Below are 24,019 nucleotides of genomic sequence, written 5' to 3'. Positions count from 1 at the left end.
CGTCAGTCGTGCCAGGGCTCGCCGCTCACCACGTGGTCGGCGCGGCTGATCGCCTCGACGACCAGCCGCTTCAGGTGCCCGTCCGGCATCGCGTACACGACCCGCCGCCCGTCCTTGCGGGACTGCACCAGACCGCCGAGGCGCAGTTTGGCCAGGTGCTGGCTCACGGCCGGGCGCGCCGCCCCGCACGCCTCGGTCAGGGCGCTGACGTCGGCCTCGCCGCGCGTGAGAAGCCACAGGAGGTGGAGCCGGGTGGGGTCGGAGAGGAGCGCGAACACCTCGGCGGCCGCGGAGAGTTCCCGGGCGCCCGGCGTCCGCCCGTGCTCTCGGGACACGGCGTGCGCGGGGGGCACGACGCGGGTACGGGGCTCGGCGCCCGCCCCGGCATCCGTCGTGGGGTCGTCGGGACCTGCGGCGTCTGCCGGATCTGCGCGCTCGGACATGGGGCCATCGTAGGCAGACCCGCCCGCGGCTCAGCCCTCCCCGGGAGGCGGGAGCGTGCCCAGGAAGCGGATGTGGGGGCGGCCTCCGGGCGTCGGGCGGGTCACCGTGGCGCGTACCCGGTACACCTCGGCGATGAGTTCCTCGGTCAGGACCTCGTCCGGGGTGCCCCGGGCCACCACGCGGCCCTCCGCGAGGACGACGAGCCCGTCGCAGTACGTCGCCGCGAGGTTCAGGTCGTGCAGGGCGACGACGGCGGTGAGGCGCAGCCCGGCGACCAGGGTCAGGAGGTCCAGCTGGTGCTGGATGTCGAGGTGGTTGGTGGGTTCGTCGAGCAGGAGTTCGCGCGGTTCCTGCGCGAGGGCGCGGGCGATCTGGACGCGCTGGCGCTCCCCGCCCGAGAGCGTCCGCCAGGAGCGGCGGGCCAGGTCGTCGAGGCCCGTGCGGGCGAGGGCGGAGCGGACGGCCGCCTCGTCCGCCGCCGACGCCGGGGCCCAGGCCCTCCGGTGCGGGACGCGGCCCAGCCGGACGACGTCGAGGACGGTCAGGTCGACCTGCGTGTCCACCTGCTGCTCGACCGTGGCGAGGCGCCGCGCGACGGTCCGGCGGCCGAGGCCGTCGAGGGGATCGCCGTCGAGGGTGACGACGCCGCTGTCGGGGGCGAGGACGCCGGCGAGGAGCCGGAGGAGCGTCGACTTCCCCGAACCGTTGGGGCCCAGCAGGCCGGTGACGGTGCCGGGGCGCGGGGCGAGGGTGACGCCGTCGAGGACGGGGCTGCCGCCGACGGTGCGCGAGACCCGGTCGGCGCGGAGCCCCTCACCCGCGCCCGCGCGCGTGTCCGTGGTCGTGTCGGTGGTCGTGGTCATCGCGTACCCCTCGTGCGGTAGAGGACGAGGACGAACGCCGGTACGCCGATCAGCGAGGTCACGACACCCACCGGGACCTCCTGGGGATCGAGCACCGTACGGGCGAGGGTGTCCGCCCAGACGAGGAAGACCGCGCCCGCGAGCGCCGTGACCGGCAGCAGCCGGGCGTGCCCGGGGCCGACCAGCGCGCGGGCCGCGTGCGGCAGGACGAGGCCGACGAAGCCGATCGCGCCGGCGGCGGAGACCAGAGCGGCCGTCAGGAGGGCGGTGACGCACAGCAGGACGGTCCTTGCCCGGCCGACGGCGACGCCCAGCGACGCGGCGGCGTCCTCACCGAAGGCGAAGGCATCCAGCGTCCGCGCGTACCCGCCGCAGATCAGCAGGGCCGCCGCGAGCACCGCGACGCCCACCCGCACCTCGTCCCAGCCGACCCCGCCGAGCGAGCCGAGGAGCCAGAACAGCACGCCGCGGGTGGTCTCCGCGTCGGCGGCCGTCATGACGACGAAGGAGGTGAGCGCGGAGAAGAGCTGCATGGCCGCGACTCCGGCGAGGACCACGCGGTCCGGTGAACCGCCGAGGGTGTGGCTGAGGAGCAGCACGAGCGCGAAGGAGCAGACCGCCCCGAGGAACGCGCCGCCGGTGACGGAGAGGACTCCCCCGCCGACGCCGAGGACGACGACCAGGACGGCGCCGGTCGAGGCGCCGGAGGAGACGCCGAGGACGAAGGGGTCGGCGAGCGGGTTGCGCAGGAGGGACTGCATCACCGTCCCGCACACGGCGAGTCCGGCGCCGCAGACGGCCGCGAGGAGGGTGCGGGGCAGGCGCAGGTTCCAGACGATCCCGTCCCGGATCGGGGACAGGTCCGAGACGCCCCCGGTCAGGTGGGCGGTGACGACGGACCGGACCTCGCCGACGCGGAGGTCCGCCGGCCCGATCGTGATCGCCACGGCGATCGACGCGCAGAGGACGGCGAGCCCGGCCAGGACCCACAGCACCGCCCGACCACCGTCCGCCACCACGCGGCCGACAGGCCGCCCACGACCACGACCACGGCCACGGGGCCGCGCATCGCTCTGGGGCCGCGCACCGCTCTCGGGTCGCGCAGCGCCCCCAGGTCGCGTGCCTCCCCCGCGTGACGTCTTGGCCGGTCCGGGGAGGGTCACTTGGCGAGTCCGTACGAGCGGAGCGCGGCGGCCACCTTCTCGACGCCCTCGACGGTACGGATCGTGGGGTTCATCGCCTGGCCGCTGAGGAGCACGTACCGCTTCCGCTTCACCGCCGTCATGTTCCTGGTGACCGGGTCGGACTCCAGGAACGCGATCTTCTTCGCGGCGCTCTCGGCCGACTGCGACCGGCGGGTCAGATCGCCGATCACGAGCACGTCGGGGTCGCGGTCCGCGACGGTCTCCCAGTTGATCTGGGGCCACTCCTCGCGCGTGTCGTCGAAGACGTTCTTCACGCCGAGCGCGCGGGTGACGACGCCGGGCGCGCCGCAACAGCCCGCCATGTAGGGGGACTCGGCGTTGGCGAACCAGTAGAGGACGGAGACGTCCGTGAAGTCGCCCGCCGAAGCGGCCTTCGCCACCCGGCCCTTGAGCTCGGCGACGAGCTTCTCGCCGCGCTCCGGCACCCCGAACACCCGGGCCAGGTCCCGGATCTCGCCGTGGACGGTCTCCATGGTGAGCGTCCGGGTGCGGACGCCGTCGCCGTCGCCGCTGTTGTCCTTGCCGGCGCAGTCGGTCGGCGAGAGGTAGGTGGGGACGCCGAGCTTCGCGAACTGCTCGCGGGGGGCCACCCCGCCCTTGCCGAGGGTGTACCCGAACGAGGCGGCGGCGAAGTCGGGTTCGGTGTCGAGCACCTTCTCGAAGGAGGGGTAGCGGTCGGCGAGGCGCGGCACCTTCGCGTTCTGCTTCTCAAGTCCCTTGAGAACGGGGTCGGTCCAGGTCGCGGTGCCGACCATGCGGTCGGCCAGGCCGAGGGAGAGCAGGATCTCGGCGGCGCCCTGGTCGAGGGCGACGGCCCGCCGCGGCGGGCGGTCGATCCGTACGCGCTCACCGCAGTTGTCGAGCGTCACGGGATAGCCGGCCGCGGGCTCCGCGCCCCGGCCCTTCCCCGACGTGGTCCCGGCGGGTCCGCCGCCGCATCCCGTCGCGGTCAGGAGCAGGGCGAGGGTGCCGGCGAGGAGCAGCGCGGCGGAGCGGACGGGGTGGTGTGCGAACGGCACGGAGCATTCCTCTGCGTCCACGGCTCATACGCGGAGCCTGTCGTACGGGTGCTCCCCGGTCGACGGCGTGACGCCGGGGCCGCCAGCAGGTCTTCGGACTCGGGGTCAGCCGGACGGAGCGCCTTCCCGGGCCTGTTCCGCCGCCCAGTGGCCGATGCTCCGCCCGTCGCCCTCACCGCTGCGCGTCAGCTCCGGATTCCCACCGGATTCCCTGACCCGTACGCTCGCCCGTTCGGGTGAGCACAAAGGTGCGACTGGCCTCGGCACAGTACCACCGGCGACCTGTCGCACCTCCGGTCGCGGGCCAGGTCAGAGGCGCAGCTCCTTCGCCTCGAAGCGGCCGTCGCCGAGGACGAGCACGAAGGTGACCTGCTGGCCCTCGGAGAGCGACTGGGCCTCTCCCTCGATGTCCGCCGCGCTGAAGTACACCTGTTCCTCGGAGCCCACGGGGACGACGAAGCCGTACCCGCCGAGACGGTTGAAGGAGTGGACGAACCCTTTGCTTCTGCCTTCCACGGCGGCCTCCCTGTCGTCACCGGCGACGTACCTCTCAGACGCGCCTCTCAGGGGAGATCTACCCCGTCCGCCCGTGCTTCGCCCGTCGCGGGACGCGTCCGCGCGGTACTCCGCGCGCCGCCTACTCGTGCTCCGCTCGGCGCTCTACACGGTGTAGCGGAGGCGGCAGACGACGGCATCGGTGTCCCGGCGGACGGCCCGGGCGACGAGGGCGCCGCGCCGGTTCTGGAGGGGCCGCTGCCACAGCCGTTCCGGTTCGGCCTCCGGGATCAGGACGGTGATCCGGGTGTCGGGCTCGGCCTTCCGGAGTCCGTGGACGTACGCGGTGATCGGGCGCCCGAGCGTGCGGCGCTCGGAGGGGAGCCGGACGAGGGGGACGCCCGGGTTCCACAGGGCCCAGTCGCGCTCCAGGGCCTCCGTGGCCTCCCGGTCCTCCGCGTCCGGGTGGCAGACGGTGACCGCCCGGACCTCGTCCCCGAGGGAGACCGCGGCGGTCAGGGCCTCGCTGGTGAGCCGGGTCAGGGACGAGACCGGGACCAGGACGAGGGAGCGCGCGCGGTGCGGCGGCTCGGGGACGCGGCCGACGCCGAGCCGCTCGCCGATCCTGCCGTAGGCACGGTGGACGGCCTCGAAGGCGAGGACGAGGGCCGGGAGGGCGATCACGATCAGCCAGGCCCCGTCGTGGAACTTGGTGGCGGTGACGACGATCGCGGAGACGCCGGTGAGGACGGCGCCGAGGCCGTTGAGCGCGGCCCTGCCCCACTGCCGGGTCGCGCGCCAGTGCAGGACCATGCCGGTCTGCGCGAGGGTGAAGCCGACGAAGACGCCGATCGCGAAGAGCGGGACGAGGGTGTTGGTGTCGCCGCCGGAGAAGACCAGCAGACCGGCGGAGACGACGGCGAGCCAGACGACGCCGTGGCGGTGGACCTGGCGGTCGGCCTTGAGGCCGAAGACGTGCGGCAGGTAGTCGTCGCGGGCCAGCAGCTTCAGCAGGACGGGCAGCCCGCCGAAGGAGGTGTTCGCGGAGAGCGCGAGGAGCACCATGGTGGCGAACTGGACGACGTAGAAGGCCCAGTTGTGCCCGAGGGAGGCGTCGGCCAGCTGGGCGAGGACGGTGACGCCCTCGACCGGCCGGAGACCGAAGCGGGAGATCAGTACGGAGAGGCCGATCAGCATCACGCCGAGGAGCGCGCCGAGCGCGACCTCCGCGCGCATCGCCCGTTTGGCGGCGGGGGCGCGGAACGACGGGACGGCGTTGGCGAGGGCCTCGACGCCGGTGAGGGCGGAGCAGCCGGAGGCGAAGGCCTTCAGGAGGAGCAGGGCGCCGACCGTCGTGGCGTCGTCGGCGAGCACGGAGGCGTGGCCGGCGGACGCGGCCGTGGAGACCGGGGCGTCACGGAAGAGGCCGACGACGATCAGGATCATGATCGCGCCGATGAACACCGCGGTGGGGGCGATGAACGCCCGCGCGGAGTCGACGATCCCGCGCAGGTTGACGCCGGTGATCAGGACGAGGACGCCGAGGCAGATCGCGAGCCGGTCGTCGTGGAGGCCGGGGAAGGCGGAGGTCAGGGCGGCGACGCCGGCGGTGACGGCGACGGCCACGTTCAGGACGTAGTCCAGGACCAGGGAGCCGGCGGCAACCAGGCTGGTGCGGCGGCCGAGGTACGCCTTGGCGACCGCGTACGATCCGCCGCCGTCCGGGAAGGCGGCGATGACCTGCCGGTACGAGGCCACGAGGACGGCCAGCAGGCCGGCGATGGCGAGGGTGACGGGGAGGGTGAAGCCGAGCCCGTAGCCGCCGGCGGCCGCGAGGACCAGGACGATCGCCTCGGGGCCGTAGGCGACGGAGGCCATCGCGTCGAGCGAGAGCGCGGCGAGCCCCGTCAGGGCCGTCAGCTTGTGTCGGTCACCGGTATCCGGGGGGTCCTCCGCGGTGGGCGCGGCACCGTTCTCGGTGGTCAGGACGGCCATGTGTCTTTTCCTCCACGCGGCGGACGTCGTTGCTGGTCCGCTCAGCGTGTGGCCGTTCCGCGGCAACCGGGACCCCCCTTCCCGCCGTCTTGACGCCGCGCCCCCGGGTCCTTACGTGTTCCTGACGCGGGTACGGGGCAGCCGGGCCGGCCCCGGCGTGGTCCCGGGCCGGCCCTGGCGTGGTCCCGGTGCGGCCCTGGTGTGGTCCCGGTGCGGCCCTGGTGTGGTCCCGGTGCGGCCCTGGTGTGCGGGCCACCCTTGACGATCTCGTAGAATATTCAACAGAGGCCCGGTGCCGGAGATCCCCCGTGTCCGACACCGGGCCTCGTCGACATCACTGCACCTCCCCCGCCGTTCAGTCCCGGGACCAGACCGTGCCGCGGGCCTCGTACTCGAGCATCGCCTCCAGGCTGTTCGCCGCGTCCGGGCCCAGCTCCCGCCGGACCAGCCAGAGGGCGAGCTCCAGGCCGGAGGTGACGCCGCCGGCGGTCACCAGGTCGCCGTCGTCGACCACCCGCGCGGCCTTCAGGATCCCGCCCTGCCGCTCCAGATCGGGCCGGGCCTTGTGGTGGGTGGTGCAGGGGCGGCCCTTGGTGAGGCCGGCCGCCGCGAGGAGCATCACGCCCGTGCACAGGGCGCTGACCGTGAGCCCCGGCCGGACCGCCGCCGCGAGGGCACGGGGCAGGACTCCCTTGTCGATCTCGGCCCACACCCCGGGGCTGTCGCGGCGCGCGTAGCCGCCGCCGGGGACGACGAGCAGATCGGCCCGGTGCGGGGCCCAGGGGTGCTCCACGCGGACCTTCGTCCCGTAGGCCGCGGTGACGGTACCCGGGCCGGAGGGGGTGACGTAACGGACCTCCACCGGTCGGTCGGCGAAGAATCCGGCGGCCGAGAGCACCTCGTACGGCGCGGCGAAGTCGAGCTCCTCGACGCCGTCGAAGAGGACGAGCTGGACGCGTAACGGGCGACCGGCCGCGCGGGCGGCCCCGGCGGCGGTTCCGGCGGTGGTTCCGGTGGGCGCGGGTCCCGCGGCGGCTTCGGCGGTTCCCGCGGCGACGCCCGCGAGGGCGGACGCGGCACCGAGGCCGGAGGTGGCGCGGAGCAGATTGCGGCGGTTCATGACTCTCCCGGGTCGTGGACGGACGACGGGGACGGCCGATCCGGACCGTCGGTCCCTGCGGTCCGTCCCGCTGAGTCAGTCGGACGGCCCCGCCGCCCGGTTCCCGCGCCCGGCCGGGCGACGCCTCAGCGGCCGCCGGGGTACGCGGTCCGCGCCGTGATGCGGGCGATGCGCCGCGCCGACTCCTCCGGGGAGGCCACCGGTTGGACGATGTGGCTGACCGTGAGCCGCACGATCGTCTCGACCGCGAGGCCGCGCGACTCCTCGTCGACGTCGGGCCAGGCCTCGATCGCGTACGCGTCGAGCATCGTCATCGCCGTCCCGAAGACCGGCTCCGGGCGGGTGGTCAGATAGGCGAGGAGATCGTCCTCGCCGCCCCGCGCGGCCACCAGGACGCCTTTGATCAGGGGGTTGTCCAGGGCCTGTTGGAGCGTGTAGCCGACCCCGGCGGCCGCCGCCGCTTCCAGGTCGCCCCGGTGGGCGTCGAGTTCGCGCTGGATGCCGAGCAGGAAGCCCTCCAGCTCGCGCTGGACCAGGGCCTTGCCGATGGCCTCCTTCGAGCCGAACTCGTTGTAGAGCGTCTGGCGGCTGATCCCCGCGGCCCGCGCGATGGCGGTCATGCGCAGCCCGCCCCAGCCCTCGGCGGCGACGAGGCGGTAGGCGGCGTCGAGCACCTGCTCGCGCAGCAGGGACCGGACGCTCTCGCGGAATCGTGTCATCGTGGCCCCACTGTATCCATGGGTACGGACCCGCCCGTCCGGCGCGGGACGGGCGCCCGGCCGGGGCCGGAGCGCCCTCCCGTCACACGCCCCAGGTGAGCCGTCCGCCCAGGTAGGTCGCGGTGACCGCGGCCTCCTCCGGGAGGCGTTCCGGCGCGACCGTGTACGGGTCGCGGGCGAGGACAGTGAGGTCGGCGCGGAGCCCCGGCCGCAGGGAGCCGATCTCGTCGTCGAGGTGGAGCTGCCAGGCGGGATGGGCGGTGACGGCGAGCAGGGCCTCGTCGAGCGTGAGCCGTTCCGTCGTGCCGTGGACGCGACCGCTCGCGGGGGTGCGGCGGGTGAGGGCGGTCGCGACCGAGGCCAGCGGGTCGGTCGGGGAGCACACGCCGTCGTTGTGGAGCGAGACGCGGTGGCCCGCGTCCCAGGCCGAGCGGACGGCCATCCAGCGGTCGGCGACCTCCTGGCCGAAGAGGTCGTCCGCGAGGACGTCTCCCCACCAGCGGATGTGATCCATGAACAGGCTGACGGTGGCCCCGAGTTCGGCGGCCCGGCGGTACTGCGCGGCGGTGACCGCGCCGCAGTGCTCCATGCGGGGGCGCAGGGCGCGGAAGGCCTCGGGGTCGGCCGCGGCGGCCCGGCCGTAGGCGTCGAGGACCGCCTCGAAGGTGACGTCGCCGTGGACGTGGCAGGCCATCGGATACCCCTGGGCGGTGAACGCCCCGGCGAGTTCGGCGAGTTGATCGGGGGTGTAGTTCATGGGGGCGTGGTTGCAGCGGCCCGGTCCCATCGCCCGGGTGGCGGCGCTGTCCAGGTAGGGGAAGCTGGTCGCGACCGTGCCCTCCCAGGCCGTGCCCTCGGCCCACAGTTTCATCCCGGAGATGCCGAACAGCTCCTCGGCGGGGGCGTGTCCGGGGAAGCGGCGGTCCGGGTCGGCGGCGAGTTCGGGGGTGCCGATGAGGTACGAGCGGACGCGAACGGCGGCGCCGGGGCGCTCGGCCGCGGCCCGCAGCGCGGGCAGGAGCCGGGGCTCGGTGGCCAGGTCGGCGACGGTGGTGATGCCGACGCGGGCGTGTTCGGTGTAGGCCCAGTCGAGTGCGGCGGCGAGCCGGTCCGGTGCCAGCCGGTCCCCTGCCACCACCCACAACAGGGCCTCGACTGCGCCTCCTTCGTGGGCCTCGCCGGTGGGTTCGCCGTGCTCGTCGCGCAGGAAGCGGGCGCCCGCCGGGTCGGGGGTGTCACGGGTGATGCCGGCGGCGCGCAGCGCGGCCGAGTTGGCCCAGGCCGCGTGGCCGCTGTTCGCGACGACGACGAGCGGGGCGTCGGGGCGGAGCGCGTCGAGCTCCGCCCGGGTCGGGGGCGTCAGGTCGCGCTGGAGCAGCGGGTCGACGCCGTAGGCGCAGACCGGTTCGCCGGGCGCGGCGGCGGCCACGGCGGCCCGGATCCGGTCGAGGACCCCGGCGCCGGTGGGCACGGTGAACGGCCGGACGTCCACGGCGGGCGGGGCGACGGCGAGGGCGACCATGACCGGGTGGCCGTGGGCCTCGACGAAGCCGGGCAGCAGGGCCCGGCCGGCGAGGTCGACGACCTCGGTCGTCGGGCCGCACAGGCGCAGGATCTCGTCACGGGTGCCGACGGCGGTGATGCGTCCGTCGCGGACGGCGAGGGCCTCGGCGCGGGGGCGGGCGGGGTCCATGGTGAGGACGGGGCCGCCGGTGAACACGAGGTCGGGGGTGGTGTCGGGCTCAGGCATCGGGGGTCTCCTTCGCCAGCCAGTGGGCGGCCGCCGCGAGCAGTGCGGTCACGCCGAAGGGGATGGTCGGCCCGGGTACGGGGGCGAAGTGGGGCGAGTGGTTGGCGGGGACGGTGTCGGGGAGGCCGTTCTCCAGGAGGGAGTCGGGGTCGACGCCCGCGTACAGGGCGGGGTCGGCGCCGCCGAAGTGCCAGAAGACGGAGGGGACTCCGAGCGCGGTGCCGAAGACGCCGAAGTCCTCGCTGCCGGTGATGACCTGGGGAAGGGTGAAGACCCGCCCCTCGCCCAGGGCCTCGGTCAGGGCGGACTGGACGAGGGCGGTGGCGGGCCCGTCGTTGACGGTGACCGGGAAGGAGTTGAAGGGGACGATCTCCGGTTCCTTGGGGGCGCCCGAGGCGGCGGCCTCCGCGCGGACGATGCGGGTGACGGCGGCGAGGATCCGGTCCCGTACGGCCGGGGTGGTCGAGCGGATGTTGATCCGCAGCTCGGCGGTGTCCGGGATGATGTTCTCCTTCGTCCCGGCGTGCAGCGAGCCGACGGTGACGACCCCGGTCTGCGAGGCGCCGATCTCCCGGGAGACCACGGTCTGGAGGCGCATGACGACGGCGGCGGCCATCACGACCGGGTCGACGGCCGTCTCGGGGCTGGAGCCGTGGCCGCCGCGGCCGAAGAGGGTCACACGGAGGCTGTCGGACGCGGCCATGACCGGTCCCGGCCGGGTGCCGAGGAAACCGACCGGTGCCGGGGCGACGTGCTGGCCGAGGCAGATCTCGGCGCGGGGGAAGCGGTCGAGGAAACCGTCCTCGATCATCGCGGGCGCGCCGCCGACCTCCTCGGCCGGCTGGAAGACGGCGACGACGGTGCCGCTCCAGGTGTCGCGGTGGGCGGCGAGCTGCGCGGTGGCGCCGAGGAGGCAGGTGACGTGCATGTCGTGCCCGCAGGCGTGCATGACGGGCACCTCGTTGCCGTCGGGGTCGGTGCCGGTGGCGGTGGAGGCGTACGGCAGGCCGGTCTCCTCCTTGACGGGCAGGGCGTCCATGTCGGCGCGGAGCAGGACGACGGGCCCGGGGCCGTTGGCGAGGACTCCGACGACTCCGGTGCGTCCGACGCCCTCGGTGACCTCCCAGCCCTGGGCGCGCAGCCGCTCGGCGGCGACTCCGGCCGTACGGAACTCCTGGAAGGAGAGTTCGGGATGGGCGTGCAGGTCCTCGTAGAGGGCGAGGAGCCCGGGGAGCCGCTCGTCGAGACCGGAGAGGAGCGGGGTGACGGTGGCCGTGCCGGTGAGGGTGCGGTCGGTGGTCATGCGGATTCCTTTGCGGGGCTCGGAGTACGGTCCGCGGCGGCGCGGAAGGCGGGGGCGTCCTGGGGGGTCAGGCACGCCATGACGGCGGCGACGACCGCGCCGAGGACGAGGAAGCCGAAGGCGACCTGGAAGGAGAAGGCGTCGGCGAGCGCGCCCATGACGGGCGGGGCGATGATGCCGGCGACCTGGCCGCCGACGATGATCACGGCGCCGCCCACTCCCACGTACTCCGGGGAGAGCCCGGCCATGGGGACGGCGAAGATCGGCATGTAGGCGAGGGAGGCGGCGAAGATGGCGACGGTGCCGAAGACGACGAAGCCGGTGAGGGACGGCGTGCTCGCCATGAGGAGCAGGGCGACGGCGGAGACGGCCATGCCGGGGACGATGACCTTGCGGTGGTGGCCGCCGAGCCGGTCGGAGAGCCGGCCGCCGATGACGGTGGCGGCGGCGGCCCCGAGCGCCGGGATGGCGACGAGGGCTCCGGCCGCCGTGAGGGAGACCCCGTGCTCCTCGCTGAGGTACGAGGGGACCCAGGTGTTGAGGCCCCAGACGATCGTGCTGTAGCCGAACATCATGAGGGAGAACCGCCAGAGGACGCCCTTGCGCAGGACCTCGCGGAGCGGGGGGCGGGCCGCGGCCTCCGCGGGTGGGGCTCCCTCCGCGCGGGGCAGTGGGGCGGGCAGCCAGAGGCGTACGGCGACGAGGGCGAGGAGCCCGAGGGCGGCGGTGGACCAGAAGGCCGAGCGCCAGCCGAAGACGGCGACGAGCGGGGCGACGGTGAGCGGGGTGATGACGGCGGCGAGGGCGTTGGAGCTCATCACCGCGCCGTTGGCGCCCATGCGCTCCTCCGGTCGGGTGCGCTCCACCAGGACCTTCATGGCGGCGGGCGGGAAGATGCCCTCGGCCGCGCCGAAGGCGAAGCGCAGGGCGAGCAGCACGGCGAAGGACCAGGCGAAGCCGGTGAGGGCGGTGAAGACCGACCAGGACAGCAGGGCCCAGAGGGTCACCCGCCGGCCGCCGAACCGGTCGGCGAGCATGCCGCCGGGGATCTGACAGAGCGCGTAGGCGAGGAAGAAGGCGGAGACGACGAGCCCCTGCTGGGTCCGGTCGATGTCGAACTCCGCGCCGATGGACGGCAGCACGAGGTTGATCACGAGCCGGTCGGCGTAGTCGACCAGCCAGGCCGCGAAGAGCAGGACGACCGTGATCCGGACGGTTCTGCGGTGGGCGGGCGGCGCCGCCGAGGGGGCGGGCAGGTCGGGCAGGGTCGGAGCAGGCACGGTACTCCTCTCACCGGTGGCCGAAACTGGTGGTCGGCCGGAAGTGCCCCTACGATCCGGTCCATGAGCGCGAACCCCCGAGAACTGCCGGAAAGCCTCACCGCAGATGCCCTCGCGCCGGATTCCCTCGTCGAGGGTCCCGCCATGGGATTCTCCGAGCTGGATCTCGCGCTGGTCGACGCGCTCCAGGCCGCCCCGCGCGCCCCGTGGACCCGGATCGGACGGGCACTCGGCGTGGACGCGACGACGGCGGCCCGCCGCTTCGAACGGCTCCGGGCCGGCGGCCTCGCCTGGGTCACCGCGTACGACGCGGCGAAGACGGCGACGGTCGCCTACGTCGAGGTGCGGTGCCGGCCCCGCGCCTTCGACCGGGTGAGCGCCGCGGTGACGGCGCTGCCGTGGGTGTTCAGCGTCGACGAGACGGCCGGGGACTTCGACCTCTTCCTCTCCGTCGCCGCCCCCGACCTGCCGTCGCTGGGGCGCGCGGTGCACCGGGGGATCGGTGGCCTGCGCGGGGTGCGCGAGACCCGGACGAGGCTGGGCATCACGCTGTACGGCGAGGGGCGCGACTGGCGGATGCGGGCGATGAACCCGGCGGAGCGGGCCGGTCTCGGCGGGCCGCACGGCCCGCACCCCCGCTCGTACAGCACGCACCTCCACGAGCGGCCGGCGCCGCAGGACCAGGCGCTCGTCGGCGCGCTCGGCGGTGACGGGCGGCTGGGGTACGCGGAGCTCGGCGCGCGGACGGGCATGAGCGAGCACACGGCGCGGCGCAGGCTCCAGCGGATGATCCGCGACGGGGACATCTCGCTGCGCTGCGATCTGGCGCACCCGCTGGCGGGCCTGTCCACGATGGTGGTCTACCGGACGTCGGTGCCGCACGCCCTCCTCGAGCAGACGGGGAACGCGCTGGCCCGGCTCGAACAGGTGCGGATGTGCGTGTCGGTGAGCGGGCCGTACAACCTCCTCGTCCTGGTCTGGCTGCACGGCCTCGGCGCCGTGGACCCCTTCGAGGCGCTGCTCGCGGAGCGGTTCCCGATGCTTCAGGCGCAGGACCGGACGGTGGCGCTGCACTCCCCCAAGCGCATGGGCTGGCTGCTCGACGAGCAGGGGCGGGCGGCGGGCCGGGTCCCGCTGGGGCTGCCCGCGCACTGAGGCGGGGGAAGGGAGGTGCCACGGCGCTCCGTCGCTCCCTGTGGACCCGGTCGGGGGTGGGGCCGGGGGGAGACGGCGGCGCGCCGTGGCACCGGTCGGAAGGCGGTGCGCGGACGGCACCGGTGGGGAAGGGCCTCGGGGCCGGTCAGGCCACGGGGTCAAGGACCAGGATCAGGATCAGGAAGCGATGCGCGGGTCCGGGTCCAGGCCCAGGTCCAGGGCGTCGGTCTGCTCGCCGAGGACGGTGACGCCGGAGGGCGGCGGGCCGGGCTCCTCCGGGTCGACGGCGCCGGCGAGGGCGGTGGCCTGGCGGAGGGTCTCCGTCAGGTTCTGCCAGTCGAGCGCGGGCCGGGTGTCGGCGCGACCGAGGACGAGGGAGGCGTTCCAGCGCATGCGGGGCACGCCGGGGAGCGGGCGCAGACCGCCGGCCTCCTGCGGGGAGGCGGCGAGGGCCATGGGGAGCATCGCGCAGCCGAGGCCCGACTGGGTGGCGGCGCGGACGCCCGCCATGGAGCCGAGTTCGTGGATCTCGGGCGGGCTGTCGCAGCGCAGTCGGAGGAACTCGGGGAGCCAGCGCTGGGAGGGACAGTCGGGGTCGGCGATGACGACCTGGCGGCCGAGGCCGCCGCGTCGGTGGCGGACGCCCGCGACGGCCACGAACTCCACTTCCTGGAGGCGTACTTCGATGAGGTCGTCGGTGCGCTCGATGGGGGCCTGGTCGGATAAGAACCCGGCCGGGTCGTCCGCGTCGACGACGGTGAGGACCAGGGCGCCGTCGATCGCGCCTGCCCGGAAGGCGTCGTGGACCTCGGCCGTTCCCATGACGCGCAGGGCGAGTTGGACGCCGGAGAGGAGTCGCCGCCCGATGTGGGTGACCCGGGCGAGCTGCTGTCCGTACGCCAGCGCCGGGACGATCCCGATGGTCATGCGTGGCGGGTTGGCCGCCGGCCGGCGCAGGGCGGTCTCCATCTCGCCGACGAGGGTGAGGATCTGACGTGCGTACTCGCACAGGACGGTGCCGGCCCGGGTGAGCCGGACGCCGCTGGGCAGCCGCTCGAAGACGGGCTCGCCGACCTGCCTCTCCAGCGCACGCATCTGTGCCGTGACGCTGGACTGCGAGTACCCGAGGCGGCGCGCCGCCTGGGTGAATGACCCGGTCAGGGTCACCTCGCGGAAGGTCCGAAGGGTTCTTGCGTCGATGTCCACGTGAATTCCCCCCTGCCGCGCAGGCGGCAGTTCCTCGCACCGGGTGGCTGGTCGTCCACCCGCTTCGATCGCCCCAGTCGGTTGTCACACAAGCCGCAGGGGTGCGCGGACGCACCACGCGCCCGGCACCCCTGCTCGGCCGCGAAGACTCTACTCGGCGAGGTGGGCCGGGACCAACGGAAAGTCCAAGTCCGGCTGCGCTACGTGATTGAAGAAGTTGGACAGCACGTTGAGCGCGACGTGGCCGACGATCTCGGAGATCTCGGCGTCGGTCACACCGGCGGCGCGCGCGTCGGCGAGATCCTCGTCGGTGACGCGGCCGGCGGTGGCCATGACGGCGCCGGTGAACCGGAGCACCTGGTCCATGTGCGGGTCGCCGGCGTCGCCGCCGCGGCGGGTGTCGAGCAGTTCCTGCTCGCTCAGGCCGACCTTGCCGCCGCGCAGGGTGTGCGCGGAGACGCAGTACGTGCAGTCGTTGCGCTGCGCGATGAAGAGCGCGAGCTGCTCCCGCTGCCGGGCGCTGAAGCTGCCGCCGACGAGGGCCTCGCGCATGGCGAGGTAACCGCGGAGCGCGGCGGGCCCGTTGGCGAGGGAGGCGTAGAGGTTGGGCAGCTTGCCGAGCTGCTTGAGGGTGCCTTCGAGCAGCTCGCGCTGCTCCTCGTTGGCGGTCTCGACGGTCAGTTGGGGCAGGCGGGGCATGGAGCTCTCCTTGAGCCGAACCAAGACGGAACTGATCGGTACCATCAAGACGGTACCGATCGGTTCCGTCTGGCGCAACGGGAGGGCTCCACTCCGCCCCGGAACCCGGACTGTTGAGCCCTCACCCATACGGCACTGAGTGGTACCGTCTGGTATGGCCACGAACGCTAAAGAACGGCTCCTCGGTGCGGCGGAGCGCCTGTTCTACGAAGAGGGGATCCGGGCCGTCGGCATCGAGCGGATCCTGTCCGAGTCCGGAGTCGGCCGCGCCTCCTTCTACCGGCATTTCCCCAGCAAGGACGATGTCGTCGTCGAGGTGCTGCGGCGCCGCGACGGCATGTGGCGCGCCTGGCTCGACGGCCGGATCGCGGTGAGCGAGCGCTCCCCCGAGGAGCTGCCGCTCGCGCTCTTCGACGGGCTCGCGGAGCGCTTCGCCGCGGCCGAGTTCCGCGGCTGCGCCTTCATCAACACGATGGTCGAGACGGCCGATCCCGACAGCCCGGCACACCACGTGGCCGCCGAGCACAAGGAGAAGGTCATCGCGGTCCTCGACCGCCTCCTCACCGAGGGCGGCTACCTCGACCACGAGTCCCTGGCCCGCCAGCTCGCCCTGCTTGGCGACGGGGCCATCGTGACCGCCGTACGGGAGGGCACACCCGAGGCGGCGGTGCGGGCCAGGACCGTGGCCGAGGTGCTGCTGCGAACGGCGGAACGCGAGACCGTCGGGGCGTAGGGGGCCTTGCCCACAGGGCCCGGGCCCGGCGGCTTCGGGCCTCGGGCATCTCGCCACCCGGGCCGAGCCCGCGGCCGGCAAGTCCCCAGCATCCCGCCGCACGGGTCGGGCCCGCGCCCTCAAGCCCTCAGCGTCCTCCCGCAGGGGCCGGGCTCGCGCCCTCAGGTGTCAGGCGGCTCGCCGCTCAGGGCCGGGCCCTGCCCTCGGCTCTCAGGCCCCTGGGGTGAGTTCGCCGCGGCGGACCTTGCCCGAGCGGGTGCGCGGCAGGCGGGTGACGACGTCCACCCCGCGCGGTACGAAGACGGGCGCGAGCCGCTCGGCGGCCAGGGTCAGGAGCTCGGCGCCCACCCGGCGGTGCCGGGTGCCGGCCGGCTCCCGGGCCGACGGCACGGAATCCCCCCGCACCGCGCGGAGTTCGACCACGGCGTACGGGGCCAGGCCGCCGGCCGGGTCCGGGCAGGGGATCACCGCCGCGTCGGCCACCTCCGGGTGGCCGCGCAGCACCGCCTCGATCTCCATCGGCGAGATCCGGTGGCCGTGCGACTTGAAGACCTCGTCCATCCGGCCGAGCAGCCGGACGGAGCCGTCGGCGCACCGCTCGCCCCGGTCGCCGGTGCGGTAGAGGCCGTCGGCGAAGGCCTCGGCCGTACGCTCGGGAAGGTCGGCGTAGCCGCGCATCAGTCCGGGCGGACGTTCCGTCAGATCCACGCACACCTCGCCCGCTTCGCCCGTCTCCCCCGTCTCCGGGTCCCGGAGCACGATCCGGTAGCCGGGGAGCGGGTGCCCGAGCGGGGCGAGCGGCTCCGGGGTGTCGGGGGCCCGGCCGATGAGGGCGGTCGCCTCGGTCTGGCCGTAGCCGTCGCGCACCCGTACGCCCCAGGCCGCCTCGATCCGCTCGGCCGTCTCGGCCGTCAGGGGCTCGCCCGCCGCCGTCGCCTCCCGCAGCCGGGGCGCGCCCGGGCCCCCGGCCACGTACGGCAGCATCGACCGCCAGGCGCTGGGCGGCGCGCAGAAGCTGGTGGCGCCGTGCTCGGCGAGGACCCGGGGCAGGAGCGCCGCGGGGAGGCCGCCGTCCGGGGGCGCGAGGATCGTGGCCTCGGCCGCCCACGGCACGAAGAAGCTGGACCAGGAGTGCTTGGCCCAGCCGGGCGCGGAGAGGTTGAGGTGCCGGTCGCCGGGGCGCAGCCCGCTCCAGTACAGGCTGGAGAGGTGCCCGACGCCGTATCCGGCGTGGCTGTGCTCCACGAGCTTCGGCAGCGAGGTCGTGCCGGAGGTGAAGTAGCAGAACGACGGGTCGGCGGCCCTGGTGGGCCCGTCGGGCACGAAGGCGCGCCGTCCCGTCCCGCGCGTGTCGGGGTACGGGAGCCACCCGGACCGGTCGGCGGCCGGCGTCATCCGTACCCCGGGCACCGGCAACTCGGCGAGGAGCGGGACGAGTTCGGGTGCGCAGACGACGTGCCGGATGCCGCCCCGGGTGATCCGGTCGGCCGCCTCGTCCCGGGTCAGGTCCTGGTAGCCGGGGACGACGACGGCGCCGAGCTTGATGCAGCCGAGGAGCGTCTCCCACAGTTCGGCCCTGGTGCCGAGCAGGATCAGGACCCGGTCGCCGCGCGCGACCCCGGACTCGTGCAGACTCACCGCCAACTCGTCGGAGCGTGCGGCGAGTTCGGCGAAGGAGACGCGGTCGGCGAGCGGGACCCGGCCGTCGGGTCCCGGTCGGCCGAGGAGTTCCAGGGCCGGCCGGTCGTTCCCCTCGGCGATGACGTCGAACCAGTCGAGGGCCCAGTTGAAGTGCTCGGCGCGGGGCCACCGGAAGGCGGCACAGGCCTCCTCCCGGTCGCCGCGCAGCCTCAGGAGGAGGTCCCGGGCCGCCCGGTACTCCTCGTGAGCGGCCGTACGGGACCCTCGCGCCGTCCCACTCGCCGTCCCGCCGGCCATCCTTCTCCCCGCCCCCCTCGCCGTTCCCCTCGCCGTTCCCCTCGCCGTCCCCTCCGCCGCTTCCCTCACCGCGCGCCTCCAGGCCGCGCGGTGGCGAGCAGCGCGCCCGCGATCTCGTCGGCGTCCCGGGTGAAGGAGCCCCAGGGGCCGGGGCGGCCGCTGCCCACCTGGGTGAACCAGCGGGTGTGCTCACTGGGGATCCCGAGCACGTGCGTGCTGGTGTCCACCGAGCCGTCCGCCCGCACCGGGTGGTAGGGCGATGCGGTGCAGTCGAGCCCGCCGGTGGCGAACACCCCGTCTCCTTCGGCCTGTTCGTCTCCCTCCGTCACGGCGGGCGCGTTGGTGAACGTACGGATCTCCCCGTCCACCATCAGCCCGCGGATCAGCGGGTCCCGGTCCGCCGCGAGGTCCGTGCTCGGCACGCGGGCGTCCACGACGACGTCCAGCGGCACCCAGGAGTTCTCGACCTGGTCGGACTCCACCGCGAACCGCCCCTCCACCGGATCGGCCTCGAACCGGGCGCCGGGGCCCACCGGTTCGAGGATCCCGGCCGCGAGCAGGGCGAGGAACTGTTCCGAGCGCACCGGCGGCGGGCCCGTCGACACCATCGCCGCGAGCGGGCCGAACTCGGCGAGGAACCAGCGGTGCGACGCGGGGGTGAGCCCGCCGAAGTCGACCACGGAGCGGACCGTCTGCCGGACGTCGCGCAGCACGTCGGCCGCCGCCTTCAGCGGCCCTTCGGCGTTCCCCTGCCGCGCCTCGGCCAGGTCGGCGCGCAGCCACTCGGTGAGCACCTTGTGGAACTCGGCCGGCGAGCCGAACCGCCGGCCGCGGAACGGGCGGGCGAGCGCGTCGAGGCCGGTGAGCGGCCGGGAGTCGATCCGGTAGCCGGCGGCGAGCCGCTCCAGGATCCGGGGATCGAGCCCGTCGGCGAGGACCCCCTCGACCGCGCGCTCGGTGAACTCGGCCGCCGTGTCCGGCCCGTGGACGCGGCGGACCCGGGTGGCGAGGAGGACGAGGTTGACCTCGGCGAGCAGCCACGGCAGGACGGACCGCTCGAAGTCGAGCGGCGCGCCCTCGGCACGCAGGGCCGCCATGCGCTCGGAGGTGAACAGCCGCGCCTGATAGCGGTATTCGGGGCCCTTCTGGTTGGCGCCCCGGGTGAGCAGGGGCACGCCCCCGCGTGAACCCGCCACGATCCGGGGCTCCTTGCCGCTGGGCAGGTAGAGCAGTCCGTCCCCACCCTCGGCGAAGGTGCCGCCGCGCCCCTGGGTGAGCTCGGTGAGGATGTCGTAGAAGGTGAGTCCCATGCCGAGGATGCCGACGCTCGCACCCGCCGGGATGTCGGCGAGCGGCATCTCGTGGGCCGTGCCGCCCGCGACGTACCGGACGGGGCGGGCGGGCGTCGAGCACTCGCGGGCGAACGCCCGCCAGGCGCTCTGCTGTTCGTCGGGCTCGTTGTCGGGGTGGCCGGTGGCGAGCAACACCCGGTCGACGGTGAGGACTTCACCGCGGTCGAGTCTCAGGCGGTGCACTGCGCCGTCGGGCCCGTCCTCCTCCCCTTCCCGCGAGCGGTCCGCGCAGATGACCCGGGCGGGAATGCGGTGGACGGTGAGCGTGGACGGCAGGGACTCCTCGACGCACCGCATGACGTACGTCAGGTACCGGCCGTAGACGGCGCGCGGCGCGTAGCCGTCCGGGTCGGCGGCCGCCGGGTCGTCCTCCGCCCACCACTCGCCGAGGGTGGGTCCGGCGCCGGGCCGGTGGGGTCCCGTGTCTGCGGGCCCGGAGAACATGGTGACCTCCTGGGCCGGGGTGTTCATCAGGAACCGCGGCGACTGGTCCGTGCGCCAGATCCGACCGGCCCCCGCCTCGTACGGATCGATCGCGAAGACCTCCACCGGCCGCGCGGGGGGCTCCTCGGCGCAGCGCGCGGCGAGCCGCTCCAGGACCGAGAGGCCGCGCGGGCCCATGCCGACGAACGCGATCCGCAGCGGTTCGGCGGGCGGCGGCTCCGGGGCGGGGCGCGGTGCGGACGCGAGCTCCGGCGGCGGGTTCGTACCGGCCGCCAGATCGTGCTCCCGGGCGACCCGGCCGAGCATGCCGGCGAGCTGACGCGAGGTCATCGGTGTGGTCCTCCGGCTGGTGGTGAGCAGGGGCAGCGCGCCCAGGTCGGTCCACTGGAGGCGGCCGTCGGGTGCGACGGTGGACCGGGCGGCGCCGCGGTTGTCGGGGTGCAGGCAGTACGGCACGTCGAGGAGGCCCCGGTCGAAGGCCTTGAGCAGGGCGGTGCCGAGGTCGTCGGAGAGCCCGAGGACGGCGGTGATCAGGGTGCGGGCCTCGGCGAGGACCTCCTCGGTGTCGGCGGCGGGACCGCCGGACGCGGCGTGCGTGCGCCGGGCGGCGCCGGCCGCGTCGGCGGCGATCCTCAGGGCGGTGAGGTTCTCCGCGACGGTGGGGATCCGGTGCGCCTCGGTCTCGGTCTTCACGATGAGGCGCCGCGCGCCGCCCCGGACGGCGAGTTCGGCGCTGCGGCGCAGCAGCAGCCGGGCGCCGGGCACGGTCTTGGGATAGACCCCCATGTACGTGTAGAGCACGATGTGGCGGTCGACGGCCGGCGGCAGGAACTCGTCGGCGAGCAGCCGCAGCGCGGTGAGCGCCCCCGCGTCCTGGGCGGGATGGGTCTGCTGGGCGTAGCTGAGGGAGACGCTGGTCGCTCCGTTGGCCACGAAGAAGAGGCACTCCAGGACCGAGACGGCGACGAGCAGCGAGGGCGGGCAGAGCTGGCCGAGGAGGCAGCCGCCGAAGGATTCGAGATGGGCCCGGCGGCCGTGCGCGCGGCTCTCCTCCGTCAGGAACTGGACGGAGTCGCGCCAGGCGGCGACGGATTCGGCGAGCGGGGTACGGCCGTAGGGCAGGCAGTACGAGACGGGGCCGCCCTCGGAGGCGGCGAGCCCGGCGGCGACCATGGTGCGGAAGATGGCCATCGGGTCGGCGGAGCCGTGCCGGACCTGGACGGGTGTGCCGCGTCCGGCCGCGGCCGCGACGCGTGCGGTGGTCTTCGGACCGTGGCTGACCAGTGGGAATCCGTTGAGGGGCCGGCCTGCGCGGAGGGCGGCGGTGGCGGCGGCGTGGTCGCCGACGCGGGTGTAGCTGTCGATGGTGAGGGTGGCGACGGTCCGCAGGGGCAGCGCGGCGACGGCGGCGACTCCGCCGGCCATCTCCTCTGCCGCGACCATGCCCATCCGGGGCTGGACGACGAGGGCACCGGCCTCGGCCGACTCCCGGACGAAGGCGCCGAGATCACCGGGGGGAAGCGGAGGCTGGGGCGCGGGCGGGACGGTGGTCGTCAAGCCGCGGCCCGCCCGGTACACGCCCCGCCGAGCTCTCCGAGGCGGCGCAGCAGTGCGGTGGGCGGGGTCCCGTCCGCGTACACCTCGTCGAATCCGGCGTCGAGGAGTTCGGCGGTACGGGTGGCGGCGCCCTCCGGGGATATGCCGAGGAGCCCGCCGATGACCATCGGGACGGACCGGGTGGCGCGGTCCTCGCGCAGGGCGCGGGCGGCGCGCAGCCCGTCCTGGTGGCCGTGGCCGTTGACGGAGGAGAGGACGACGAGGTCGGGGCGGGTCATGCGGGCGGTGTCGACGAGGAGTTCCTCGGGGACGCAGGGGCCCAGGTTGAGCACCGAGTGGCCGTGCTCCTCCAGGAAGAGCTGGAGGTGGACGAGGTTCCAGGTGTGGGCGTCGGAGGAACCGGTGGTGAGCAGGACCCGGCGGGAGGGCTCGGGGCTGCGCAAGGAATGGGGCCGTACGGACGGGGTCATGGCGTCTCTCCGGTAGGTCGGGGCAGCACGAAGGCAGGGAGCGGTGACACGGAGGGCTGTGGGTGCAAGGCGAGGCCGCCGGACGCCCCCTGGGGGGAGCCCGGTGGCCTCGCGGACGTCCTGGTGGGTCAGGCGGAGGGGACCCCGGCGGCGACGCCGGTGGTGGCTCCGGCGACGCCGGTGGTGGCTCCGGCGCCGACGCCGGTGGTGATCTCGCCGGCCTCGGGCGTACGGGAGGCGGCGGGGCGGGCGCGGACGGCGAGGACGGTGCAGCCGTCGGCGCTGGACATCTGGTGCCGGGTGCCGGGTTCCTCGACGATGAGGTCGCCGCGGTGGAACCGGCGCCCGTCACTGTGGTCGAGGGTGCCGTCGAGGACGAGCATCAGCTCGTGGCCCAGGTGCTCGTGGAAGTCGCCGTGCGCGCCGGGCGGGAAGCGCAGCAGCAGGGAGGCGGAGTCCTCGTCCTCGGCGGGGTCCGGGCCCCAGAGGACGACGTACTCGACGCCGACGCGGCCGGGTTCGGACCACGGCACCCAGGCCAGGTCGGTCTGGTCGAAGCCGTTGCGGAGCACGTCGCGGATGACGGTGACGTCAGGCATGGGCGCGGACCTCCGAGGCGGCGCCGCGCTGGGCGACGATCGACGGGATGCCGTCGGCTCCCCAGGGCTGGGGGCCGTTGACGATGGGGGCGCCGATGAGGGAGCCGAACTCCCGCCACGCGCCGTCGTAGTTGCGGATGTCGGGGAGTCCGAGGAGCTCCCGCAGGACGAACCAGCTGTGGGCGGAGCGCCAGCCGACGCGACAGTAGACGACGGTCGGGGCGTCGGTGCGGACGGCCGCGTAGGCGCGGGCGAGCTCCTCCTGGTCGCGGAAGGTGCCGTCGGGGCGGACGGCGGTGTGCCAGGGGATGTGGTCGGCGGAGAGGGCGTGGCCGCACCGCACGCCGAGGTCCTCCGGGACGCCGGGCGGGGTGTTGCTCTGCCCGAGGTACTCCTCCAGGGAGCGCACGTCGAGGAGTTGGTGCCGGCCGATGTGGTCGAGCATGTCCTCGCGGCGGGCCCGGATCGTCTCGTCGAGGGACGGTACGGGGTACGCGACCGGGGGCCGCTCCGGCGCCTCGCCGGTGAGGGGGCCGCCGAGCGCCTCCCAGCGGAGCCGTCCGCCGTCGAGGACGCGCAGCTCCCGGTGGCCGTAGAGCCGGAACTGCCAGTATCCGGCGGCGGCCCACCAGTTGTTGTTGCCGCTGAGGAAGACGACGGTGTGGTCGGCGGATATCCCGTGCCGGGCCAGGAGTTCGGCGAAGGCCTCGGGGCCGATGACGTCCCGGCGCACGGGGTCCTGGAGGTCGCCGGTCCAGTCGAGGCGGACGGAGCCGGGGATCCGGCCCGCCGTGCTGCCGCCGTCGGTGATCTCGACGAGGACGGTGCCCTCGTCACGGGCCGCGGGGTTCCGCAGCTGTTCCATGATCTGCTCGCAGCTGACGAGCAGTCTGTCTCGGTTCACGTGCGCTCCGTTGAGGGTCGGTATGCGGAGGTGCGTGGGGGACGGGATGGGGTTCACGGCCGGTGGACGGCCGTCACCACCAGTACGACGGGTACTTGCCGATGACGCCGAGCCGGGAGGCGATCAGGCCCACGAGGACGAGGACGACGCTGCCGACGGCGAGCAGGACGAGGAAGCGGACGGGCGCCGGGTCCTGGAGGACGGCGAGGACGGCGGTGGCGGCGGCCGGGGCGTGGACGGCGCGGAGGAGGAGCATGACGGCGACGCTGAGACCGGCGGCCACGGCGGCCACCCAGAGGGAGTGGCCGAACACGGCGACGGCGACGAGGCCGAGGACGCCGGAGCCGAGCTGCCCGAGGACCACGCCGCGGGGCTGGGCCGGGGGCAGGGCGGGCGTGCTGCAGATGATCATCGCGGTGGCCGCGAGCGGGGCGATCATCAGGAGGTGTCCGGTGGCCTCGCCGAGGGCCACGAGGATCGCCAGCGACACGACGGTGGCGAGGGTGCCGAGGGCCGCCGGGCGGGCACCGGGGAAGGGCGGGGCGCCGCCCGCCCAGCGGCTGCGCGCGGGCGGGGCCGCCGCGCCGCCCGCGGGGGTCTGGGTCTGATTGCTCACGGTGTTCTCTCCTTGGCGGGGCTGGGCGGGGCGGGCCGGGGGGGCGCCCCCGCCGCGGCCCCCCCCCGGCGGGGGCAGAGTGGGGGGGTGAGCGGGGGGGGGTGGGGACCACGCCGGTAAGCGGGGGGGGGCCGGGGGGTATAGGAAGGGCGG

At 74.6% G+C, this 24,019-nt stretch carries 21 protein-coding genes and 1 riboswitch; of the genes, 2 read left to right on the top strand and 19 right to left on the bottom strand.

Features of this window, described 5'->3' with window-relative positions; translation table 11 throughout:
- Positions 1-2: 2 nt before the first annotated feature.
- The 11 genes from ACFC0G_RS38640 to ACFC0G_RS38590 form a co-directional block, all read right to left on the bottom strand.
- A complete protein-coding gene (locus ACFC0G_RS38640; RefSeq protein WP_376413385.1) occupies positions 3-443 on the bottom strand; it encodes an ArsR/SmtB family transcription factor in 441 nt (146 codons plus the stop codon).
- Positions 444-473: 30 nt separating this feature from the next.
- Entirely contained in the window at positions 474-1,307 is an 834-nt protein-coding gene (locus ACFC0G_RS38635) for an ABC transporter ATP-binding protein (RefSeq protein WP_376413383.1), read from the bottom strand.
- Positions 1,304-2,326 (bottom strand): FecCD family ABC transporter permease, encoded by a 1,023-nt coding sequence (locus tag ACFC0G_RS38630; protein ID WP_376413380.1) that lies wholly within the window; start codon positions 2,324-2,326, stop codon positions 1,304-1,306. The genes ACFC0G_RS38635 and ACFC0G_RS38630 overlap by 4 nt, the downstream gene beginning before the upstream one ends.
- A gap of 140 nt (positions 2,327-2,466) precedes the next feature.
- A complete protein-coding gene (locus ACFC0G_RS38625) occupies positions 2,467-3,531 on the bottom strand; it encodes an ABC transporter substrate-binding protein (RefSeq protein ID WP_376413379.1) in 1,065 nt (354 codons plus the stop codon).
- A 66-nt stretch (positions 3,532-3,597) separates the two neighbouring features.
- A riboswitch (cobalamin riboswitch) is annotated at positions 3,598-3,805 on the bottom strand.
- Positions 3,806-3,840: 35 nt separating this feature from the next.
- Positions 3,841-4,047 (bottom strand): cold-shock protein, encoded by a 207-nt coding sequence (locus ACFC0G_RS38620; protein WP_376413377.1) that lies wholly within the window; start codon positions 4,045-4,047, stop codon positions 3,841-3,843.
- A 144-nt stretch (positions 4,048-4,191) separates the two neighbouring features.
- Complete coding sequence (locus tag ACFC0G_RS38615; protein WP_376413375.1) at positions 4,192-6,021, bottom strand: APC family permease; 1,830 nt, start codon at positions 6,019-6,021, stop codon at positions 4,192-4,194.
- A gap of 355 nt (positions 6,022-6,376) precedes the next feature.
- Positions 6,377-7,141: a DJ-1/PfpI family protein gene (locus ACFC0G_RS38610; protein WP_376413373.1), complete on the bottom strand. Its 765-nt coding sequence runs from the start codon at positions 7,139-7,141 to the stop codon at positions 6,377-6,379.
- 125 nt (positions 7,142-7,266) lie between these two features.
- On the bottom strand, positions 7,267-7,860 hold the full coding sequence (locus ACFC0G_RS38605; RefSeq protein ID WP_376413371.1) for a TetR family transcriptional regulator: 594 nt from the start codon (positions 7,858-7,860) through the stop codon (positions 7,267-7,269).
- A gap of 82 nt (positions 7,861-7,942) precedes the next feature.
- The gene (locus ACFC0G_RS38600; protein WP_376413369.1) at positions 7,943-9,610 is read right to left on the bottom strand and encodes an amidohydrolase; all 1,668 of its coding nucleotides are present in this window, start codon (positions 9,608-9,610) and stop codon (positions 7,943-7,945) included.
- A complete protein-coding gene (locus ACFC0G_RS38595) occupies positions 9,603-10,913 on the bottom strand; it encodes an amidohydrolase (RefSeq protein WP_376413367.1) in 1,311 nt (436 codons plus the stop codon). The genes ACFC0G_RS38600 and ACFC0G_RS38595 overlap by 8 nt, the downstream gene beginning before the upstream one ends.
- On the bottom strand, positions 10,910-12,193 hold the full coding sequence (locus ACFC0G_RS38590) for an MFS transporter (protein ID WP_376413365.1): 1,284 nt from the start codon (positions 12,191-12,193) through the stop codon (positions 10,910-10,912). Before ACFC0G_RS38590 ends, ACFC0G_RS38595 begins: the two co-directional genes overlap by 4 nt.
- A gap of 63 nt (positions 12,194-12,256) precedes the next feature.
- Between ACFC0G_RS38590 and ACFC0G_RS38585 the strand changes: the two genes are divergently transcribed.
- Positions 12,257-13,348: an Lrp/AsnC family transcriptional regulator gene (locus ACFC0G_RS38585; protein WP_376413363.1), complete on the top strand. Its 1,092-nt coding sequence runs from the start codon at positions 12,257-12,259 to the stop codon at positions 13,346-13,348.
- Positions 13,349-13,525: 177 nt separating this feature from the next.
- Here ACFC0G_RS38585 and ACFC0G_RS38580 read toward each other — a convergent pair whose 3' ends face one another.
- Both ACFC0G_RS38580 and ACFC0G_RS38575 read right to left on the bottom strand, forming a co-directional pair.
- Positions 13,526-14,554, bottom strand: coding sequence for a LysR family transcriptional regulator (locus tag ACFC0G_RS38580; RefSeq protein ID WP_376413361.1), 1,029 nt, complete (start codon positions 14,552-14,554; stop codon positions 13,526-13,528).
- A gap of 150 nt (positions 14,555-14,704) precedes the next feature.
- A complete protein-coding gene (locus ACFC0G_RS38575; protein ID WP_376413359.1) occupies positions 14,705-15,253 on the bottom strand; it encodes a carboxymuconolactone decarboxylase family protein in 549 nt (182 codons plus the stop codon).
- Positions 15,254-15,407: 154 nt separating this feature from the next.
- On the opposite strand from ACFC0G_RS38575, the gene ACFC0G_RS38570 reads away from it, so the two are divergent.
- On the top strand, positions 15,408-15,986 hold the full coding sequence (locus ACFC0G_RS38570) for a TetR/AcrR family transcriptional regulator (protein ID WP_376413357.1): 579 nt from the start codon (positions 15,408-15,410) through the stop codon (positions 15,984-15,986).
- Positions 15,987-16,196: 210 nt separating this feature from the next.
- Here ACFC0G_RS38570 and ACFC0G_RS38565 read toward each other — a convergent pair whose 3' ends face one another.
- The 6 genes from ACFC0G_RS38565 to ACFC0G_RS38540 all read right to left on the bottom strand — a co-directional run bounded on the left by ACFC0G_RS38565 (position 16,197) and on the right by ACFC0G_RS38540 (position 23,866).
- Complete coding sequence (locus ACFC0G_RS38565; RefSeq protein WP_376413356.1) at positions 16,197-17,924, bottom strand: acyl-CoA synthetase; 1,728 nt, start codon at positions 17,922-17,924, stop codon at positions 16,197-16,199.
- 65 nt (positions 17,925-17,989) lie between these two features.
- Entirely contained in the window at positions 17,990-21,277 is a 3,288-nt protein-coding gene (locus tag ACFC0G_RS38560) for an FAD/NAD(P)-binding protein (protein WP_376413355.1), read from the bottom strand.
- On the bottom strand, positions 21,274-21,747 hold the full coding sequence (locus ACFC0G_RS38555; protein WP_376413353.1) for a cobalamin B12-binding domain-containing protein: 474 nt from the start codon (positions 21,745-21,747) through the stop codon (positions 21,274-21,276). The genes ACFC0G_RS38560 and ACFC0G_RS38555 overlap by 4 nt, the downstream gene beginning before the upstream one ends.
- Before the next feature lie 128 nt (positions 21,748-21,875).
- Positions 21,876-22,346 carry a cupin domain-containing protein gene (locus ACFC0G_RS38550; protein ID WP_376413351.1) on the bottom strand — a complete coding sequence of 157 codons (471 nt, stop codon included), beginning with the start codon at positions 22,344-22,346 and terminating at the stop codon, positions 21,876-21,878.
- Positions 22,339-23,250, bottom strand: a complete 912-nt coding sequence (locus tag ACFC0G_RS38545; RefSeq protein WP_376413349.1) for a sulfurtransferase — start codon at positions 23,248-23,250, stop codon at positions 22,339-22,341. The genes ACFC0G_RS38550 and ACFC0G_RS38545 overlap by 8 nt, the downstream gene beginning before the upstream one ends.
- Positions 23,251-23,323: 73 nt before the next feature.
- Positions 23,324-23,866 carry an HPP family protein gene (locus ACFC0G_RS38540; RefSeq protein WP_376413347.1) on the bottom strand — a complete coding sequence of 181 codons (543 nt, stop codon included), beginning with the start codon at positions 23,864-23,866 and terminating at the stop codon, positions 23,324-23,326.
- Positions 23,867-24,019: the final 153 nt, after the last annotated feature.

Origin of the sequence: Streptomyces sp. NPDC056169 (assembly GCF_042268445.1) — a bacterium.
GTDB lineage: Bacteria > Actinomycetota > Actinomycetes > Streptomycetales > Streptomycetaceae > Streptomyces.
This window is presented reverse-complemented; position numbering and strand designations above follow the sequence as displayed.